This is a genomic window from Goodfellowiella coeruleoviolacea (genome assembly GCF_024171785.1).
In the GTDB taxonomy this organism is placed as follows: domain Bacteria; phylum Actinomycetota; class Actinomycetes; order Mycobacteriales; family Pseudonocardiaceae; genus Goodfellowiella; species Goodfellowiella coeruleoviolacea.
The window spans coordinates 379,790-397,874 of sequence record NZ_JAMTCK010000006.1 but is presented as its reverse complement, the minus strand read 5'-3'; the positions used below and the strand labels follow the sequence as shown (position 1 = coordinate 397,874).

At 72.7% G+C, this 18,085-nt stretch carries 16 protein-coding genes; 7 read left to right on the top strand and 9 right to left on the bottom strand.

The features are described 5' to 3' along the window. Positions 1-49: 49 nt before the first annotated feature. From LX83_RS15675 to LX83_RS15660, 4 genes are all read left to right on the top strand, one after another. Entirely contained in the window at positions 50-325 is a 276-nt protein-coding gene (locus LX83_RS15675; RefSeq protein ID WP_253771881.1) for a hypothetical protein, read from the top strand. Between the two features lie 47 nt (positions 326-372). Further along, positions 373-987 (top strand): 5-oxoprolinase subunit B family protein, encoded by a 615-nt coding sequence (locus LX83_RS15670; RefSeq protein WP_253772057.1) that lies wholly within the window; start codon positions 373-375, stop codon positions 985-987. A gap of 1 nt (position 988) precedes the next feature. Then, on the top strand, positions 989-2,026 hold the full coding sequence (locus LX83_RS15665; RefSeq protein ID WP_301328252.1) for a 5-oxoprolinase subunit C family protein: 1,038 nt from the start codon (positions 989-991) through the stop codon (positions 2,024-2,026). A 977-nt stretch (positions 2,027-3,003) separates the two neighbouring features. Then, positions 3,004-3,978, top strand: a complete 975-nt coding sequence (locus LX83_RS15660; protein ID WP_253771879.1) for a septum formation family protein — start codon at positions 3,004-3,006, stop codon at positions 3,976-3,978. Between the two features lie 223 nt (positions 3,979-4,201). On the opposite strand, the gene LX83_RS15655 is transcribed toward LX83_RS15660, so the two are convergent. From LX83_RS15655 to LX83_RS15645, 3 genes are all read right to left on the bottom strand, one after another. Beyond that, a complete protein-coding gene (locus LX83_RS15655) occupies positions 4,202-4,366 on the bottom strand; it encodes a hypothetical protein (protein WP_253771877.1) in 165 nt (54 codons plus the stop codon). 229 nt (positions 4,367-4,595) lie between these two features. Then, positions 4,596-5,315 (bottom strand): helix-turn-helix transcriptional regulator, encoded by a 720-nt coding sequence (locus LX83_RS15650; RefSeq protein ID WP_253771875.1) that lies wholly within the window; start codon positions 5,313-5,315, stop codon positions 4,596-4,598. Between the two features lie 66 nt (positions 5,316-5,381). Beyond that, the gene (locus tag LX83_RS15645; RefSeq protein ID WP_253771873.1) at positions 5,382-6,407 is read right to left on the bottom strand and encodes an alpha/beta hydrolase; all 1,026 of its coding nucleotides are present in this window, start codon (positions 6,405-6,407) and stop codon (positions 5,382-5,384) included. A gap of 630 nt (positions 6,408-7,037) precedes the next feature. Here LX83_RS15645 and def point away from each other — a divergent pair. Then, on the top strand, positions 7,038-7,586 hold the full coding sequence (gene def / locus LX83_RS15640) for a peptide deformylase (RefSeq protein WP_253772053.1): 549 nt from the start codon (positions 7,038-7,040) through the stop codon (positions 7,584-7,586). Between the two features lie 74 nt (positions 7,587-7,660). Here the strand turns inward: def and LX83_RS15635 are convergent, their stop codons facing one another. The 5 genes from LX83_RS15635 to LX83_RS15615 all read right to left on the bottom strand — a co-directional run bounded on the left by LX83_RS15635 (position 7,661) and on the right by LX83_RS15615 (position 14,752). Then, positions 7,661-9,481: a phosphoenolpyruvate carboxykinase (GTP) gene (locus LX83_RS15635; protein ID WP_253771871.1), complete on the bottom strand. Its 1,821-nt coding sequence runs from the start codon at positions 9,479-9,481 to the stop codon at positions 7,661-7,663. Between the two features lie 350 nt (positions 9,482-9,831). Next, on the bottom strand, positions 9,832-10,572 hold the full coding sequence (locus LX83_RS15630; protein ID WP_253771869.1) for a hypothetical protein: 741 nt from the start codon (positions 10,570-10,572) through the stop codon (positions 9,832-9,834). Between the two features lie 124 nt (positions 10,573-10,696). Further along, the gene (locus LX83_RS15625; protein WP_253771867.1) at positions 10,697-12,529 is read right to left on the bottom strand and encodes a dynamin family protein; all 1,833 of its coding nucleotides are present in this window, start codon (positions 12,527-12,529) and stop codon (positions 10,697-10,699) included. Then, positions 12,526-12,909, bottom strand: coding sequence for a nucleotide exchange factor GrpE (locus tag LX83_RS15620; RefSeq protein ID WP_253771865.1), 384 nt, complete (start codon positions 12,907-12,909; stop codon positions 12,526-12,528). Before LX83_RS15620 ends, LX83_RS15625 begins: the two co-directional genes overlap by 4 nt. Positions 12,910-13,192: 283 nt before the next feature. After that, positions 13,193-14,752 carry a dynamin family protein gene (locus tag LX83_RS15615; RefSeq protein WP_253771863.1) on the bottom strand — a complete coding sequence of 520 codons (1,560 nt, stop codon included), beginning with the start codon at positions 14,750-14,752 and terminating at the stop codon, positions 13,193-13,195. Between the two features lie 289 nt (positions 14,753-15,041). On the opposite strand from LX83_RS15615, the gene LX83_RS15610 reads away from it, so the two are divergent. Together LX83_RS15610 and LX83_RS15605 are read left to right on the top strand one after the other, a co-directional pair. Further along, the gene (locus tag LX83_RS15610; protein WP_253772051.1) at positions 15,042-16,199 is read left to right on the top strand and encodes a sensor histidine kinase; all 1,158 of its coding nucleotides are present in this window, start codon (positions 15,042-15,044) and stop codon (positions 16,197-16,199) included. A 57-nt stretch (positions 16,200-16,256) separates the two neighbouring features. Further along, complete coding sequence (locus tag LX83_RS15605; protein ID WP_253771861.1) at positions 16,257-16,913, top strand: response regulator; 657 nt, start codon at positions 16,257-16,259, stop codon at positions 16,911-16,913. 114 nt (positions 16,914-17,027) lie between these two features. Here LX83_RS15605 and LX83_RS15600 read toward each other — a convergent pair whose 3' ends face one another. Further along, positions 17,028-18,050 carry an esterase/lipase family protein gene (locus LX83_RS15600; RefSeq protein ID WP_253771859.1) on the bottom strand — a complete coding sequence of 341 codons (1,023 nt, stop codon included), beginning with the start codon at positions 18,048-18,050 and terminating at the stop codon, positions 17,028-17,030. Positions 18,051-18,085: the final 35 nt, after the last annotated feature.

Here is an 18,085-nt window from a genome sequence, read left to right as displayed (position 1 = left end):
GTTCAACGATCCCTACATTGGCTGCTGTACTCGACCACGGAGGTGAGTCGTGGACGTCACCGCCGATCGCGGCGCGCGACCCCGCGCCCGGTCCGGCGCGGTCCCGCGTGACCAGGCCGGTCCCACCGGCGGCTGTGTCAACCTGGTCGCGGCCGGGCACACCACCACCGATGACCGGCCCAGCCGGGCACGCACCACCGCGGACCGGATGTCCGGGGTCAGCCCCAGCGCCGTGACCACGGCCCGCGCGACCCGGGACGCGCCGGCCGCCGCGGGCGGGCCAGCACCGGCGTTCGCCCCCGACCCACCAGGACTGCCCACATGACCCACCCCGATCAGCCGTCCGACGCCGGGCGCCCAGCAGCCCCCGACATGCGGGTGCTGCCCTGCGGGAGCCACGCCCTGCTGGTCGAACTGCCCGACCTGCGGGCCGTGCTCGGGCTCTACGACAGCCTGCGCGCCAACCCGCCCGCCGGGGTGCTGGACCTGGTGCCGGCCTCCACCACGCTGCTGGTCAAGGCCGTGCCCAGCGCTGATCTGGCCAGGCTGGCCCAGGCCCTGCGCGAGGTCCGCTACCTGCCCAGGCAGCAGGCCGACGCCCAGGCCGAGACCGTGCGGATCAGCGTCCACTACCAGGGGCCCGACCTGGCCGAGGTCGCCGCGCTCACCGGACTGACCGAGCGCGAGGTGGTCGCCGCGCACACCGGCACGCTGTGGCGGGTCGCCTTCTGCGGTTTCGCCCCCGGCTTCGGCTACCTGGTCGGCGGTGACGACCGGCTGCGGGTGCCAAGGCGGACCACCTCACGGGTGCGGGTGCCGGCCGGCTCGGTGGCCCTGGCCGACCGGTTCACCGGGGTCTACCCGGTCGCCACGCCCGGTGGCTGGCAGCTCATCGGCCACACCGACGCCGTGCTGTGGGACACCGACCGACAACCCCCCGCGCTGCTCCGCCCCGGGGTGCGCGTGCGCTTTGTGGAGGCCACCTGACATGCCCGGACCCGCCGACAGCACCGCGCACCCCGCGGGCCCCGCACACCCCGAGGGCACAGCGCCCGCTGGTCCGGTGCCGGCCAGCGCCGCGGCTTCGGCTTGCGCCGCGGCTCCGGCTTGCGACGCGCCGCAGCGGGGCCTGCGCGTGCTGGCCACCGGCATGCTCGCGGTCCTGCAGGACCTGGGGCGGCCCGGCCAGGCGTCGCTGGGCGTCGGACACGGTGGTGCGGCCGACCGGGGGGCGCTGGCGCTGGCCAACCGGTTGGTGGGCAACCCGGTGGCGGCCGCGGGCATCGAGGTGACCTTCGGCGGCCTGGGGGTCCGGGCGATCGGCCACCTGGTGGTGGCGGTGACCGGCGCGCCGTGTCCGCTGCGCACCACGGCACCGGACGGTCGTGCCCGAGCCCGTGCGGTCAACGCGGTCTTCCACCTGCGGCCCGGCGAGGAGCTGTGGCTGGACCCGCCGGCCAGCGGACTGCGCTCGTACCTGGCGGTGCGGGGCGGCATCACCGTGCCCCCGGTGCTGGGCTCCCGGTCCACGGACACGCTGGCGAACATCGGACCGGACCGGCTCAGCGCGGGCGCGGTCCTGCCGGTCGGTGTCGCCGCCAACCCGCTGCCCGCCATCGACTTCGCCCCGGTGCCCGGGCCCGGTGGCGACGAGGTGTGGCTGCGCGTGCTGTTCGGCCCGCGCGACGACTGGTTCACCGCCGAGGCCAGGGAACACCTGGTGACCGAGCCCTACCTGGTGACCTCGGAGATGGACCGGGTGGGCATGCGGCTGTCCGGACCGGCGCTGGCCCGCGCTCGGACCGGGGAACTGCCCAGCGAGGGCATGGTGCGCGGCGCGCTCCAGGTGCCACCGTCCGGCCAGCCCACCCTGTTCCTCGCCGACCACCCGCTGACCGGCGGGTACCCGGTGATCGCCGTGGTGGTCGACGCGGACATCGACCGTGCCGCCCAGGCCCGACCGGGCCAGCGCATCCGGTTCCGCGCGGCGTCGAGTCCCGGCGCGAGTCGGCCGGCCGGTGGCTGAGCGCCGCCCGGCGGCGACTCGCCAACACTGGGAAAGGTCAATGCGCGCCCGCCGCACGAGTCGTGGTCAGCTTTTGCCGAGAATTCGAGCGAATCCGTGGCCGCCTTTCTCGACGGCGCGCGGTTGCGGGTTGGTGAACCCGAGTGGCGAAATCGGCAACCGGTCAGTAGGCCGGCAAAGCGCGAGCTGAGCGACCACGGAGTGACACGTGGCGCCGATGTGGAAGGGCACGACACCACCACAAGAGTGGCGTGAGTCGTGGTGAAGAAACGCGGGCTACTACTGGTAGACGCATAAACACCACTGGTGGAGGTACTAACTCACCTGTTTTGGTGTACGCCTCGGGGGTACCGTGCGGGGGCGGGACCAGCCCATCACCGGGGCAACAGGAGGGGGTACCCCGTGAACGAGCCTGCCAAACCACGCGTCCGCCGGCAGTGCACCACGACCGCGGCCAGGCAGCGACCAGCACCATCCGACACCACCGCACCGCGACCACACCGCAGTCGCGAACAGCTCTTCCACCAGCCCAATCCCAGCCCCCACCCACCACCGGGGGGCGTGCCCTGCTCCAGCCTATCGGCGCTGGCCTGGAAAACCAGGGGGATGGCGGAAGCTGTGGACAACTCGGGTGGCTGTGGACAACTCGCGCCACGATCGGGTGGAAAACGGGCGCGCCAGCCACGTTGTGGCATCCTCCGGCGGCCCGCGTGCATTCACCACCGGACCACGCGCGTCCACCTGCTCTGGTTCGGAGTTGTCGCGGAATCCGGCAGGCCCGGCAACAGTGGTAGGCCCGGAGAAACCGGCAGGACCGGGAGAACCGGCAGGCCCGGCAACGGTCGCGGCCCCGCCCGAGCCGGCCTGCCCACCAGCACCGGCGGCGCCGCGGAGAACGGCCGCGCCCCCGTCGCCCGGGACGGTGCTTTCGCGGGCGCTGGCACAGCTCAGCTGAGCTGTGCCGACGAGGTGGGGACATGAGCGGCTCGCGGCGTCCGCGGCTGACCCTGGCGGTTGTCGCGCTGTCCGCCGTGGCAACGCTGACCGCGTGCACGCAGTCGACTGTCGCGGGAACACCCCTTGCGGCGCCCGCCCTGAAGTCCGGCGCTGACCAGGCAGGTCAGGCCGGCCAGGCGGACCGGTCGGACAACCCGGACCAGGCCGACCAGTCGGCCGCCGGTCAGCGGGCACCGGGCAACCGCGTGCCGGCTCCGCCCGGGCTGACCGGGGCCAGTGGTCTGCCCACGCCCGGGCAGTGCTTCAACTCCGCCGAGTTCGTGCCACTCGACTGCGCCCAGGCGCACGAGGCGGAGAGCATCAGCAGCGGCCAGTTGCCGGCTGACCTGCCCGCCGAGTATCCCGGCGAGGAGGTCCTGCGCTCGGCCGCGGTGCCGCCGTGCCGCGCCGCGCTCACCGACTACCTGGGCGGTCAGGACGCGGACGCCACCCGGCTGCAGGTCTGGGCGTTCTGGCCGAGCCAGCGGGGCTGGCGCGACAGCGACCGCTGGCTGCTCTGCTCGGTGATCGAGGTGGGCTCGGACGGCCAGCCCGTGCGCCGCACCGGATCGCTGCGCAACGCGCTGGCCGACGGCAAGTTCAACGCGTTCCAGCGCTGCTCGGCCGGGTCGCCGTCCAAGGACGCGCAGCTGACCATGACCGGCTGCGACCAGCCGCACCTCGGTGAGGCCCTGCCCAGCGTGCTGCCCCTCGGTAAGCCCACCGACCCGGTCCCCAGCGCCGAGGCGATGAACAACGCCGCGCGCGAGCACTGCGACCGGGCGATGACGGCCTACCTCGGGGCGAGCGGCCGGCAGGACGTGTGGACCACCTGGCGCATGCCCAACGCGATGAGCTGGGCCGAGGGCTTCACCAACATCACCTGCTACGCCGAGGCCGTCCGCCTGGTCACGGGCACCATGCGGGGCATTGGCACGGCGCCGCTGCCCGGCTGACCTCGGCCTGGTTCCGGCCGCCCGCCACGGCCCGGCCGGAACCGGGCACCGGCGACCAGCCACCCACCACGACCAGGAACAGCCGAGCAGCGACGCGCGGACCCCGCGTGCTGATCACTCCACAGTGGACCGGGTTCGCGCGGTCACCGCGCGCCCCGGCCCCAGCCACCGGTCCGGCTGGCCAGGTCGGTCATCACCCGTCCGGCGGCCTCGTCGGCCAGGTTCACCCCGGTAGCACCGTGGTGCAGCCGGACACCTCGTCGGACTCACCCGACGACGCCTCCGGCGTGTCCGCGGTGGACTCCTGCTCCTGCTTGCTCGGAACAACGAGCACCATCACCACGGCGGCCAGGGCCAGAAACATCATCGCCACCCCTGCGACGCCCACAGCACACCTCCCCCTGCGCTGCCACGGCACCGGTCCTGTGATCGGCGCCACTACTTGGACGCGCTTCCACGGTCCCGGGTTCCTTCGCTCTCCGCAAGCGCTTTTCCACAACCTGTGCACAGATTTATCCACAGGCTGTGGACAAGTGGCGTTGTCGCTGGTCCCCAGGGTCCCTATCGGGGCACGGAGTTATCCACAGGTGGACGGACGCTGGTGCGGTCCCGGGTGGTCACTGCTCCGGGCGGGTCAGGGCGTCCAACACGTCAGCCGGTTTGGTCTCCTCCGGCAACACCGCGGCGAGATCGGCCAGTTCGTGGGCGGGCGCCGGTTCACCGGTGAGGCGTGCGGCCCTGATCCGGTCCAGCCGGAAGCCCCGGCCGGCCTGGCGGAGCCGGCACCAGCCGATCAGGTACCAACTGCCGCGCGCGGTCAGCAGGCCGGCCGGTTCGACCTCGCGCTCGGTCTCCTCACCCGCGGCGTCGCCGTACCGCAGCCACACCACCTGACGCTCGGCAATGGCCCGCTCCACAGTGGACAGGATCTCGTCGGGCAGCGGCGCGGGCACGACCTGGATGCGGCGGGCCAGGTCCCGGGCTGGTGCCACCGAGCCGGCCGCGATCGCCGCGGTCAGCTTCTGCATGGCGCTCCGCGCCGCCGCCGAGAACGGTGCGGCGCTCTCGGCGGCGGCCAGTGCCACGGCGATGGCGGTGATCTCGGTGGCGGTGAAGTTGATCGGGGGCAGGGTCATGACCGGATCGACGAACCAGCCGCCGGTTCGACCGGCCGCCGCGCGCAACGGGACACCGGCGTGCATCAGCGCCTGCAGGTCGCGTTGGATGGTGCGGGAGGACACCTCGAAGCGCGCGGCGAGCTGCGCGACGGTCCGTGGTCGGGGTGCCGCCGATCGGAGTTCCTCGACGAGCGCGTACAGCCGGTCAGTTCGGGTCATGGCAAGCGAAAACCTTATTGCACACCACCCGATCGGGTGGCCGGCACCGCCCGGTTGAGCGATCTACTAGGCGACCGCCGCGGCCACGAACCGCTCCTGCCGGACCAGCTCCTGTTCTGCCACGGTGATCGGGAACAGGGGGAACCCGTGCGGCGCCTCAGCGACCACGTCGAGCGTGGCGGCGTTGCCGGCGGCCTGCCACCGGGCGGCCATGAACAGCGAGTCGTCCAGCACCGGGTCGTTGGTGCCGACCACGAACCGCGCCGGCGGCAGCCCGGTGAGGTTGGCGTACAGCGGGGAGAGGGCCGGGTCGCGGCGGTCCTCGGCGGACCACCCGGGGGTGTAGTTCTCCCGGAACCAGGCCAGCGTCGGCGTGGACAGCAGCAGGTTGCGCTCACCCCACAGGCGTTGGCTGGGCGTCATGGACAGGTCGTAGGAGCCGAAGACCAGTTGCGCGGCCAGGAACGCGCCGGCCGCGTCGTGCCGGTCGCGCAGCCGCAGCAGGGTGGCCGCGGACAGGTTGGCGCCGGCCGACTCGCCCCCGATGACCAGCCGGTCGGTGCCGAACTCGGCCTCGGCGTTGGCCACCAGCCAGCGGGCGACCTGTTCGCAGTCGTCGTGCGCGGCCGGGTAGGGGTGTTCGGGCGCGAGCCGGTACTCGACGCTCACCACCGCCACCCGGGCGCGCTGCGCCAGCCGCCACAGCCGCGGGTCCTGCTCGCCGGCCGAGCCGAAGGTGAAGCCGCCGCCGTGGATGTGCAGGAAGACCCCGCGCACCTCGGGCGGGGTGAACACGCGCACCGGGACCTCCCGGTCCGGGCCGGGCACAGCGCGCCAGCTGCCCTCGGCCAGCTCGACCGGGCCGGAGTTGCCGCCGATGCCCTGCCGCCACCAGGTTCTGGCCGCGACCGCGTCGTTGAGCACGTGCAGCGGGACTCGCTCGGCCAGTTGGCGCTCCAGTTGCTCGTTGAACGCACGGGTTTCGGCTGCCTCGGCAATGCCGGTGGTGGCCGCGCCCATCACGGCCGCGCCGGGAGCGGCATCGCTGAACTCGCTGTGCGGAAGGCTGCTACCAGGGGTTTTGTGTGTCACGCGGTCAGCTTGGCGCGGCTGCGCGACAACCGCATGTCACCGTTGCGCTGTGGCGCCGATCACAACTCGCTCGGGTGCTGGCGGCGCGAGCGGCGCTGCTGCCCTCCTGGGTGGACCAGGGCGGGACGCGTGCCAGGGCGGCGGATTTTAGGCGCTTCCCGCCGGATTCCACCCAACATCACCCGGTCGGGGCCCGGGTTGTCCACAGCCCGCGGAGTTGTCCACAACCGGGCCCAATGCCGGGCACCCGCACCGCGTGCGCGGATAGGCTGGCGCAGGGCTCGCCCCCCGGTGGTGGGTGGGGGCTGGGCGTGTGGGGCGAAGGGGCCGCCAGCAGCGGTCGCGCCGGTCGCGCGCGCTGGTGTTGTCGCTGGTGGGGGCGTCCCCGACGAAGTGGACCTGGTCGCCCTGCGGCTCCGGTCCGGCCGGAGCACCGTGCGTGGCAGCCGACCGCCGGGAGCGCGCCGGCGGTCGGGCAGCCGCCGCCAAAGCCGCTGGCCGGTGACACCGTCCGCATCGACTTTGCAAAGTCTGCTATTTTGCAAAGCGTTCAGCAAGATCACGGCACGCCACCCGTTCCGGCCGCGAGGGCGGCAGGGACCGGCCGTGGCGAAGGAAGTGGGGAACCCGATGACCGTCCAGCCGGTCCGCCTGTTCGGAGACCCGGTGCTGACCACCCCGGCCGCCGAGGTCACCACCTTCGACCGGGAACTGCACAAGCTGGTCAAGGACCTGCGCGACACCCTGCACGACGAGCGCGGCGCCGGCCTGGCCGCCCCGCAGATCGGGGTGAGCCTGCGGGTGTTCACCTTCCACGTGAACGACGTGGAAGGCCACCTGGTCAACCCGGTGCTCGACTTCCCGGACGAGGAGGAGCAGGACGGCCCCGAGGGGTGCCTGTCCATCCCCGGGCTCTACTACGACACCAAGCGGCGGTTGAACGTGGTCGCCAAGGGCTACACCATGCACGGCGACCCGGTGCAGGTCGTCGGCACCGGCCTGCTGGCCCGGTGCCTGCAGCACGAGACCGACCACCTGGACGGCGTGCTGTTCATCGACCGGCTGGACACCCAGACCCGCAAGGAAGCGCTGCGCGCGATCCGCAACGCCGAGTGGAACAACCAGCCAGGGCCGCGGGTCAAGGTCAGCCCGCACCCGATCTGGGGCAAGCTCGGCTGAGGGGGGTCCGGTGGGCGACGCTGACCACCGGACCCGGGCGCGGCCGGGCGGAAGGGGCGACAGGACGAGCCCGCTCAGCCCAGCCGCTGGCGCAGTGCCTCCAGTTCGTCCCGCAGGGACGTGGGCAGCTTGTCGCCGATCTTGTCGAACCACTCCTCGATCAGCGGCAGTTCGGCCTTCCACTCCTCGGCGTCCACCGCCAGCGCGGCCGCGATGTCCTCGGTGGACGCGTCCAGACCGGACAGGTCGAGGTCCTCGGCCCTGGGCACCCAGCCGACCGGCGTGTCCAGGGCGCCCGCCTTGCCCTCGATGCGCTCGATGGCCCACTTCAGCACGCGCGAGTTCTCCCCGAAGCCCGGCCACAGGAAGCGCTTGTCCTCGCCGCGCCGGAACCAGTTGACGTAGAAGATCCTGGGCAGCTTGGTCGCGTCGGCGTTCTTGCCCAGCGTGGTCCAGTGGTTGAAGTAGTCACCCGCGTGGTAGCCGATGAACGGCAGCATGGCCATCGGGTCGCGCCGCACCTCGCCCACGGTGCCGGCCGCGGCGGCGGTCTTCTCGCTGGACAGCGTGGCGCCCATGAACACCCCGTGCTGCCAGTCCCGGGACTCGGTGACCAGCGGGATCGTGGTGGCCCGCCGCCCGCCGAAGAAGATCGCCGAGATCGGCACGCCCTGGGGGTCGTCCCACTCGGGGGCCAGCACCGGGCACTGGGCCATCGGCGTGCAGTACCGCGAGTTCGGGTGGGCCGCCGGCACCCCGTTCTCCCCGTCGGCCGGGGTCCAGTCCCGCTGCTTCCACGAGGTCAGGTGCTCGGGCTGGTCCTCCATGCCCTCCCACCAGATGTCGCCGTCGTCGGTCAGGCCGACGTTGGTGAACACCGAGTTGCCCCGCTCGATGGTGCGCATCGCGTTCGGGTTGGTCTGCCAGTTGGTGCCCGGCGCGACACCGAAGAAACCGAATTCCGGATTCACCGCGTACAGCCGGCCGTCCGCACCGAACCGCATCCACGCGATGTCGTCGCCCAGCGTTTCCACCTGCCAGCCCGGAATGGTGGGCTGCAACATGGCGAGATTTGTCTTCCCGCATGCCGACGGAAATGCGGCGGCAATGTAGTAGACCTTCTTCTCCGGCGAGATGAGCTTGAGGATGAGCATGTGCTCGGCGAGCCAGCCCTCATCACGGGCGATCACCGAGGCGATTCGCAGCGAGAAGCACTTCTTGCCCAGCAACGCGTTTCCGCCGTAGCCGGACCCGTAGCTCCAGATCGTCCGCTCCTCGGGGAAGTGCGTGATGTACTTGGTCTGGTTGCACGGCCACGGCACGTCTTTCTCGCCGGGCTCCAGCGGTTTGCCCACCGAGTGCAGGCACGGCACGAAATCCGCGTCCTCACCGAACTTGGCCAGTGCCTTGCTGCCCATCCTGGTCATCACCCGCATGGAGACGACCACGTATTCCGAGTCGGTGATCTCCACGCCGAGTTTGGGGTCCTCCGCCTCCAGCGGACCCATGCAGAACGGAATCACGTACATGGTCCGTCCACGCATGCAGCCCCGGTACAGCTCGGTCATCACCGCCTTCATCTCGTCCGGCGCCATCCAGTTGTTGGTCGGCCCGGCGTCGGCGGGGTCCTGCGAGCAGATGAAGGTGCGCTCCTCGACCCTGGCGACGTCGTCCGGGTCGGAGGCGGCCCAGAAGGAGTTCGGTTTCTTCGCCAGTCGGACAAAAGTCCCAGCCGCCACCAACCTGGACGTCAAGCGCTCCCATTCCTCGTCGGAGCCGTCCACCCAGACGACCTGATCCGGGGTTGTCAACTCGGCCACCTCGCGCACCCAGGACAGGAGGCGTTGGTGGTTGGTGGGTGCCTGATCGAGACCCGGAATGGTCACTGCCGTCATCTCGTCTCCTGACTGAGCGCCACTGGCCCGCACCAGACGCCGCTGGTTCCGCTGCGGGACGGCGACGTCCTCGAAAAATGGCTGAGCCCGCCCGGCTGGACGGGCGTGCCGTGAAAAAGGGATGGCCCGAGGTTAGCGGGGTTAAACATTGAACGCCGACCCGAAACGTGTAGCTTCTCTCACAGGAACGATTCGGTAATCGATTCAGCACCCGTTTACCCACAGCTGCCGAGCCGTTCACCTCCACCCGATCGGGGGTAAAACGGGGTGACATAAACAAAACGGCCCCGCCACGGGTAACCGTGACGGGGCCGGCTCGGGCGTGGCGCGCACCACGCGCCGGGGCGGGCTCAGTTCGGGCTGATCCACTGGCCGGTGGCCGAGTCGATGCGCACCACGCCGCCGAACGTGGCCCCACCGCTGCTGGACTGCCCGGCCGAGGTGGTCTCGTCGTCCCAGCCGATCTCGTCGCTGGACCGCCCGCCCGTGCTGTCCGTCACGTACTTGCCCTGCTCGTCGATGTGCCCCTGCTCGACCACGGTCCAGTCGCCGTCACCGGTGTGCTGGCTGGTGGTGACCTGGCCGTCCCTGGTCATCTCGATGGCGCTGTCCGCCTGCCCGTCCCCGTCCACGTCGGTGAACAGCCACACGTCGCCGTCGTCGTCGCGCACCACCGCGGTGTCGGCCACGCCGTCGCCGTCGCTGTCCTCGGTGGCCGGGCCCACCTGCTGCGGGCCGTCCCCGGTGTCCACGGTCATGCCCTGGCCGGCGCCGCCGGTCGTGCCCTGGGCGTCGGCGTCCTGGGCGGTCGGGTCCGAGGAGGCGTCCACGGTCACCCACTCACCGGACTCGGCGTCGAAGCGGGCCTGGCTGACCAGGTCGCCGTTCTCGTCGAACTCGGTCATCAGGTCGGCGTCGCCGTCGCCGTCGGTGTCGCTGAACGCGAGGTGCCCGCCGTCGTCGGTCTCCACCACCGCGCTCTCGTTGACCCCGTCGTCATCCAGGTCGTAGTTCTCCTGGGCGGTGTACTCCTCGCCGTCGACCGTGACCTTGATGTCCGTGTCCGCGCCGCCGCTCTCGTCGATGTACACCGCTAGCACCCCTTGTCCCAACTCGTCTCGCAAGCTCCGGTTGGACTCACGGTAGGCCCGTCGGGTTCCGCGACGGAACCCACACCGGAAACGATCACCAGCCGGAACAGGGCGGCCGGCGGGCTCAGGCCCGGTCGCGCACGCCCCGGATGCGGCCGAGCAGCTGGTCGATCTTCTCCCGACCGGACCTGACCTCGGCCAGCCGCTTGACCACGCTCTGCGCCTCGCGGTTGCGCTCGCCCGCCTCCATCTTCATGGCCCGGTCCACCTCGCGCAGCTCGGCCTCGATCGCCTCGATGCGCTTGCCCAGCGCCTCGTCCAACGCCAGCATCAGCTGCTGCTCGGCGTCGATGAGCTGCTCGGACACCAGTTGGTCCAGAGTGGACCTGGCGTCGGCGATGGCGTCGCTGAGCCACTGCTTCATGTGCTGCTTGTCCGCGCTGTGCTTGCGGGTGCGCGCCATCCACCAGCCCGCGCCCAGCCCCAGCACGATGGTGACCGGCAGCACGATCGGGTTCAGCGCGGCCACCCCCAGCCCGGCCAGCGGCAGCGTGGCGATCCGGCCCAGCCCCATGCCGCCGGACAGACCCATGAACACCAGCAGCTTGTCCTCGGCCGTGGCCGGCCGCCGCTCCGGGGGCCGCAGCACGATCGGCGGTTGGCCGGCCCTGGCGAACTGGGACCGGATCACCGCCAGCTCCTCGGCGGAGAACAGGTCGGCCAGCCCGGCCTCGGCGACCCGGCCCAGCCGCTCGGTCAGGCCGGCGCTGACCTGGCCGGACACCAGGTGCAGGGCGGCGTCCACCTGCTGCGGCAGCCCGGCCAGCGCGTCCCGGTCGGCCGCGTCGATGGCCTGCCGGAACCAGGCCTGCATGTCCCGCATGTGCCGGCCCACCTCGTGGCTGGTCTCCAGCCGGGCCCGCTGCACCTCGCCGCGCAACCGCACCTGCCAGCCCCGGGTGGACGAGCGGCGCTGGCTGGCCAGCTCCTCCTTGCGGGCCCGCAACGACGCGGCCTCGTCCTCGCCCGTGGTCAGCGCCCGGCGCTCACCCTCCAGTCGGGCGGCCAGCCCGGCAAGCGCGGTGTCCAGCGCGCGCAGCACGTTGGCCTCACCCAGCATCGCCGCCCGGCCGGTGACCTGCTCCTGCAACAGGGTCTGCAACTCGGCCACGCCGGAGCGCTCGCGCAGCATGGCCGCCGCCTCCGGGCTGGGCGCCTTGGCGGCCATCTCGAACATCCGCGCCGACACCGGCAGGAACCGCGCGTCGGCGAACCGGGGCGCGTGCTCGGCCAGCAGCGCCTGGTCGGCCTCCAGCACCTGGCGCCAGCCCCGGTAGTGGTCGGTCTTGGTGAGCGCGAACAGCACGGTCTCCACCCGCTCGCCCACCCGCTGCAGGAAGGCCAGCTCGCCCCGGGTCAGCGGGGCGGAGGCGTCCACGACGAACAGCAGCGCGGTGGCGCCGGCCGCCGCCCGCATGGCCAGCTCGCCGTGCACCGAGTCCAGCCCGCCAACCCCCGGGGTGTCCACAAGGGACAGTCGGGTCAGCAGTGGGTTGGGTGCCTCCACCTCCACGTGCCCCGGCGGCAGCTGGCCGGCCGGCAGCTCGTGGCTGGCCGAGATCCAGTGCACCAGCTCGGTGACGGGGAACGGCACCGGCTCGCGGCCCGGGTAGCAGGCCCGTGCCGCCCACTCCGGACCGTGCCGCAGCACCAGGTAGCTGGCCGTGGCCACCTCGGCGTCCACAGGGGACAGTCCAGGCGTGGCCAGCAACGCGTTGACCAGCGAACTCTTCCCGCGGTTGGTTTCCCCGACCACCACAACGGTGGGCGTGTCCGGCCGCTGCTGGCGCACCTGCGCCACCCACTCGGCCGCCTGCGGGTCGGCCTCCCGCAGCAACCCGGTCAGCCGGTCCCCGGTCTGGCGGACCAGTTGGGCCAGGGGCAGCGCGGTGGTCACCGGGTGTCCCGGTTGGCGCTGGTGTAGACGGTGACGATGGGCGCGCGCAGGGACCGGCCCCGGTCCACGAAACCGACCACCTCGGTCTCCGCGACCACCCCGTCCAGGCTCGGGTCGTCCGTGAGCAGCGTGCCGCCGGCCTCGTGCAGGGCCGGATCGAACCGCTCGCCGTCCGGCCGGACCGCCACCACCCCGATGCCGGCCAGGCCGTCCTCGATCCGCTCGGCCACCCCGGAGCTGCGCGCCCGGTCCAGCGCGTACAGGCACAGCTGCACCAGGGCGCGGCGCTCGGCCAGCGCCTGGTCCAGCAGTTGCTCAGGGCCGGGGCCGGCCCCGGCCGCGGCCGCGACGTCAGCCGTCGGGCAGGAGAAGTCCGTCATGGGCGCCACGCCGTGGTTCGACGCGGGTGCGGCCGGCTCGGTTCCCGCCGGTCCCGGAGCGGCCGGCGGCGCAGGCGGGGCCGCGGGCTGGGCCGGTGGGTGCTGGGCCGGCGGGTGCGGGACCGGGAGTTGGGCCGGCGGGCTCGGTTCGGGTTGCCGCCCCCGCGAGCGGCGAAACCAGGACGCCACCGCACTCACCCCGTTCCCACGGCAGGACCGCCCTGCTCGATTCCGCGCTCGGTGTGCTCCTCGGGCCTGGCGGCCCTGCGATGCTCCCTCGCTGTCATCTCGCGGTCCGCAGCTGCTGCCACATCAGGAAGTACGCCCGGTGCACCACGTGCGCCACCCGGCTCTGTGCCGGGGTGGCGCCGAACGAGGCGAACGAGCGCCACCAGTTGGCCCGCTCCAGGGCGTAGCCGGCCAGCTCCGCCTGGGGGCGGCCGGGCATCTGCAACTGCTCGGCGATGTCAGCGCTGCCACCCACCGCAAGCACCTCGTTCACCAGGTCCTCGGGCATGGCCACCGCACCCGACGCCACCAGCGTCAACGCCTCCAACAGCCGCAGCTGGTGCGCCTCGGGCCTGGCCAGCAGCACCTCGATGGCGTCGTGCACCCGCTGCCGCTCGGCAGGATCACCCGAGGCGTGCGCCAGCGCGGTGACCGACGCGAGCGCCGCCGCCGCCTTGATCCCGTCGGCCCTGGCCCGGAACAGGGCGTCCAGCCGGCCCCGCACCCCGGCCAGCCCGGAGCGGTCCAGCAGGATGCGGCGCAGCGCCCCGGCCGAGAGCGCCGGCTCGGCCCGCAGCGCGCTCACCGCCCGGCCGATCCCGTACAGGTCCAGTCGCTCCAGCAGGCGCATCCGGGTGCCGGCCGGCACCGGGCAGTCCCAGCTGGTGAAGATGTCCGCGGACATCAGCAGGGTGTCGACCGTGGCCTCGTCCAGCTCGGCCAGCTGCCGCAGCGCGTCCGCGTCGGCCGAGGTGAACCCGCCGGTCTCGGCGGTCTCCGCGAGCAGGCCGATCACCGGCAGCACCGCGGCCACCCTGGGCCTGAGGTTCTGCGCCTGCTTGTCGGCCATCAGCAGGGCGGCCCGCCACACGTCGCCGTCCGAGCCGGGCACCGACTCCGGCGGGATGGTGTCCACCTTGTTGAGCACGGCGATCGCGTTGACCGGACCCGCGTCGCGGCGCGCGGTCGCCGCGGTGAACGCGGCCAGCGCCTGCTGGTCGTCGGCGCGCGCGCCCTGGGTGAGCACGTAGAGCACGGCCTCGGCGCCGGCCACCGCGCTGCGCGACACCGGGTCGAGTTCGTCACCGACCGGCGCGGCGTCCGCGGCCGGCGGCGGGCTCACGCCGAGCACCTGCTCGGTCCTGGCCACCGACGCGGTGTCCAGCGAGCCAAGGCCCGGCGTGTCGATCACGGTGAGATCACGCAGCACCGCGTTGGTCAGGAACGCCTCCAGGTGGGACACCTCGGCGATGTCCACCCCCAGCGAGGCCGGGATCATGCCGTTGGCGTCGAACGGCAGCACCTGCTTGCGGCCGGACCGGAAGACCACCTCGACCCGGTCCACCGTGCCGTACTGGAACCGGGTGACCAGCCGGGTGCACTCGCCCACGTCGGTGGGCGCGACCCGGCGCCCGATCAGCGCGTTGACCAGCGTGGACTTGCCCGACTTGATCCGCCCGGCCACCGCGACCTGGAGTGGGGCGGCCAGCCTGCGGGTCACCTCGGCGAAGCCGTGGGCCGTCGCCGGCGAGACCTGGGGCCGGAGCCGGTGGCACAGGTTGGCCACGGCCGCCGACAGCGGGCCGGCCAGATGCTGCTCGGACCCAGTCGTCACCCTCACCCCCTGCGCTGTCCCGGCGAGCCGCCGCCACGGTGAGTCGAATCGTGCCATGCGCGGCCCAGCGCCGGGGACACCCGTACCCGCCGGCCGAACCGGTGACCCAGGCCACCGAACGGGTGAGACGCCGCCCACGTCCGGGCGCGCACCAGCGGAGATGTCAGTCACGCGTGGGGGGACGCGGCACGGGTAGCCCCGAGGTCGTACACGGAGTCAACCTCCAGCCCGACGCCGACGCCGGGCCGGACTACCTACCCTCGACGGCGTGCGGCGGCTGAGCCTGTGGATGCGTGCGCACCCGGTCTTCGGGGACACCCTGATCGCCGGGTGCCTCCTGCTGCTCGACTTTCCCCTCTCCCTGGGTTCGGAGAAGTACTGGCTGCCGTACGCGCTGATCGGCCTGCTGCTGGTCGGGCCGCTGCCGTTCCGCCGGCAGCAGCCCTTCCTGACCGCCTACCTGGTGCTGGCCGGCGCCACCCTGCAACTGCTCACCGTGTTCGCGCTCGCCGGTACTTACAACAACCACGCGCAGGTGCGCGTCGGCGACCTCGCCCTGGGCATCGCCCTGTACACGCTGGTCGCCTTCGGCAGGCCGGCGCAGGCCTGGCTGTACGCGCTCGCGCTGACCATCGGGCTGGTCGGGGCGGGCCTGGCCGGCATCCCGGTGGTCCTGGTGTTCACCGGCGGCACGGTGCTGGCGTTCTGCTGGTTGCTTGGCGGGTTCGTGGGCGCGCGCCGCGCCTACCACGCCGAGGTGGAGCAGCGGGTGCGGATGCTGGAGACCGAACGCGACCAGCAGGCCAGGCTGGCCGTGGCCGACGAGCGTGCCCGGATCGCCCGGGAACTGCACGACGTGGTGGCGCACGCGGTCAGCGTGATCATCGTGCAGGCCGACGGCGCCGGGTACGCGATCCGGACCAACCCGCAGCTGGCCGAGGCCGCGGTGAAGACCATCGGCGAGACCGGCCGGGAGGCCCTGGGGGAGCTGCGCCGGCTGCTGGGCGTGCTGCGCAGCGAGCAGGAGCCCGGCGGCGCGCTCGCCCCCCAGCCGGACGCGCGCGCCCTGGTCGAACTGGTCGAGAAGATCAGGACGGTGGGGCTGCCCGTCGAACTGGAGACCCGGGGCGACCTGGACCGGCTGCCCGCCGCGGTGGGCCTTGGCCTCTACCGGATCGTGCAGGAGGCGCTGACCAACACGCTCAAGCACGCGGGCGTGGGCGCGCGCGCCGTGGTGCGGGTGGCGCGCGAGGACGACCGGGTGGAGCTGGAGGTCGCCGACGACGGCTACGGCAAGCCCCGCGAGGTGGTGGCGGTGTCCGGCGGCAACGGGCTGATCGGCATGCGGGAACGCGCCAGCGTGTTCGGCGGCACCCTCACCGCCGGCCCCCGGCCGGGCGGCGGCTGGCGGGTGCGCGCCACCCTGCCGCTCGCCGACGGTGTGTGACCTCCCGCTGGTGAGTGGCGCCCGAAGCGGTGAACAGCGGCGTTTAAGCTGACCGCCGTGATCCGAGTGCAGCTGGTGGACGACCAGGAGCTGATGCGGATGGGGTTCCGCATGGTGCTCGACGCGCAGCCGGACATCGAGGTGGTCGGCGAGGCCGGCAACGGCCTGGACGCGGTCGAGCTGGCCGCCCGGATCCGGCCCGACGTGGTGCTCATGGACGTGCGCATGCCCGTGCTCGACGGGGTCGAGGCCACCCGGCGGATCACCGAGGCCGGCACGGCCAAGGTCCTGGTGATGACCACCTTCGACATGGACGAGTACGCGCTGTCCGCGCTGCGCAACGGGGCCAGCGGGTTCCTGCTCAAGGACACGCCCCCCAACGACCTGGTGTCCGCGCTGCGCTCGGTGGCCAGTGGGGACGCCGTGGTCTCGCCCAGCGTGACCAAGCGGCTGCTCGGCCGGTTCCTCGGCTCGGCCGGCGGCGAGCTGCGCGACGCCAGCGTGCTGGACGCGCTCACCGAGCGCGAGCGCGAGGTGCTGGTGCTGATCGCCAAGGGCCTGTCCAACACCGAGATCGCCAGGAAGCTGTTCCTGTCCGAGGCCACGGTCAAGACCCACGTCGGCCGCATCCTGGCCAAGCTCGACCTGCGCGACCGGGTGCAGGCCGTGGTGCTGGCCTACGAGACCGGCCTGGTCCGCCCCGGCGACGCCTGACCAGTGCGGTCCGCGGTGCCGGGGCGGGTGCGCCGGGGCCGGGTCGGGCCGGCCAGCGGTGGGCTGGGCGCGGTGACCCCGTGCCCACCGGTGCGGTTGGTGTTCGGGGCCGGGTCAGCCCAGGCAGCCGGGGGTGCGCGCGGTGCTCGGGTCCAGCGCGTTGCGCACCAGCCGGATCGCGATCGGGTTGTAGGAGATGCCCAGGTGCTCGGTCAGGTCGAGCAGGCAGTGCTGTTGCAGGGTGGTGTTCACCACGTTGCCGCCGGCCGCCAGGAAACTGGACGTGTAGGGGGTGACCACCTCGTCGGTCCTGGTGGCGATCACCGTGTAGCGGACCGAGGGGTGGGTCTCGCCGCCGGCGTTGAGCCGGGTGATGAACGCCGAGGACGCCTCCTGCTCCACACAGGACGTGCAGACCAGGCCGAGGATGTCCGAGCCGCCGGGGATCGCGGTGATCGCGGTCAGCAGCTTGTTGAAGTCGGTGCCGTGGTTGGACGGCGCCAGCGCAACCAGTTTGTCCACTGTGGATGAGCCGCCCAGGTTCCTGATGTAGTAGCGGGGCATCATGCCGCCCTGCGAGTGGCCGACGATGTCCACTTTGGACGCTCCGGTGCTGGCGAGCACCCTGGTGACGAACTCGCCGAGCTGCCTGGCGGACTCCGCGATCGGCCCGAGGCCCTGGAGCGGGCTGCCCGCGGCGCCGCCGAGGTTGGGGGCGAACACGCAGTAGCCGTCGGCGGCGAGCTTGCCGGACAGGCCGGCCCAGTTGTCGTAGGCGTTCTCGGCGGTGCCGTGCACCAGCACCACCGGGTTGGGGTGGCGGGCCGAGGGCCGGCAGGACCAGTCGTTGGCCCCGGGCGGGGACGCGGTCGGGTGCAGCAGCGAGTAGGCCGCCGCCGCCAGGAAGTTGTACTGCGCCGGCCCGCTCGCGGCGGCTGCCGCGTCCGCTGCGGCCCCTGTCGTGTCGGGTGCGGCGGCTGCCGTGTCGCGTGTGGTCGGTGCGGTGTCGCGTGTGGTCGGTGCGGGTTCGGCCAGCGCCAGTCCGGAGCCGGCCACGCCCAGGCCGATCACGGCGGCCAGTGCGGCGATGCCCCGCAGCGGCCAGCGCCGCGCCGGTGTGTCGGTCAGTCCACCCATCGGACCTCCGTCGTGCGGTGCGCCGGCCTCGTTGC

Excerpts from the sequence above, each read along its gene's own strand:
- LX83_RS15610 (WP_253772051.1), top strand. The coding sequence starts at position 15,042 with ATGCGTGCGCACCCGGTCTTCGGGGACACCCTGATCGCCGGGTGCCTC.
- LX83_RS15660 (WP_253771879.1), top strand. The coding sequence starts at position 3,004 with ATGAGCGGCTCGCGGCGTCCGCGGCTGACCCTGGCGGTTGTCGCGCTG.
- LX83_RS15650 (WP_253771875.1), bottom strand. The coding sequence starts at position 5,315 with ATGACCCGAACTGACCGGCTGTACGCGCTCGTCGAGGAACTCCGATCG.
- LX83_RS15635 (WP_253771871.1), bottom strand. The coding sequence starts at position 9,481 with ATGACGGCAGTGACCATTCCGGGTCTCGATCAGGCACCCACCAACCAC.
- LX83_RS15665 (WP_301328252.1), top strand. The coding sequence starts at position 989 with ATGCCCGGACCCGCCGACAGCACCGCGCACCCCGCGGGCCCCGCACAC.
- def (WP_253772053.1), top strand. The coding sequence starts at position 7,038 with ATGACCGTCCAGCCGGTCCGCCTGTTCGGAGACCCGGTGCTGACCACC.
- LX83_RS15670 (WP_253772057.1), top strand. The coding sequence starts at position 373 with ATGCGGGTGCTGCCCTGCGGGAGCCACGCCCTGCTGGTCGAACTGCCC.
- LX83_RS15620 (WP_253771865.1), bottom strand. The coding sequence starts at position 12,909 with ATGACGGACTTCTCCTGCCCGACGGCTGACGTCGCGGCCGCGGCCGGG.
- LX83_RS15600 (WP_253771859.1), bottom strand. The coding sequence starts at position 18,050 with ATGGGTGGACTGACCGACACACCGGCGCGGCGCTGGCCGCTGCGGGGC.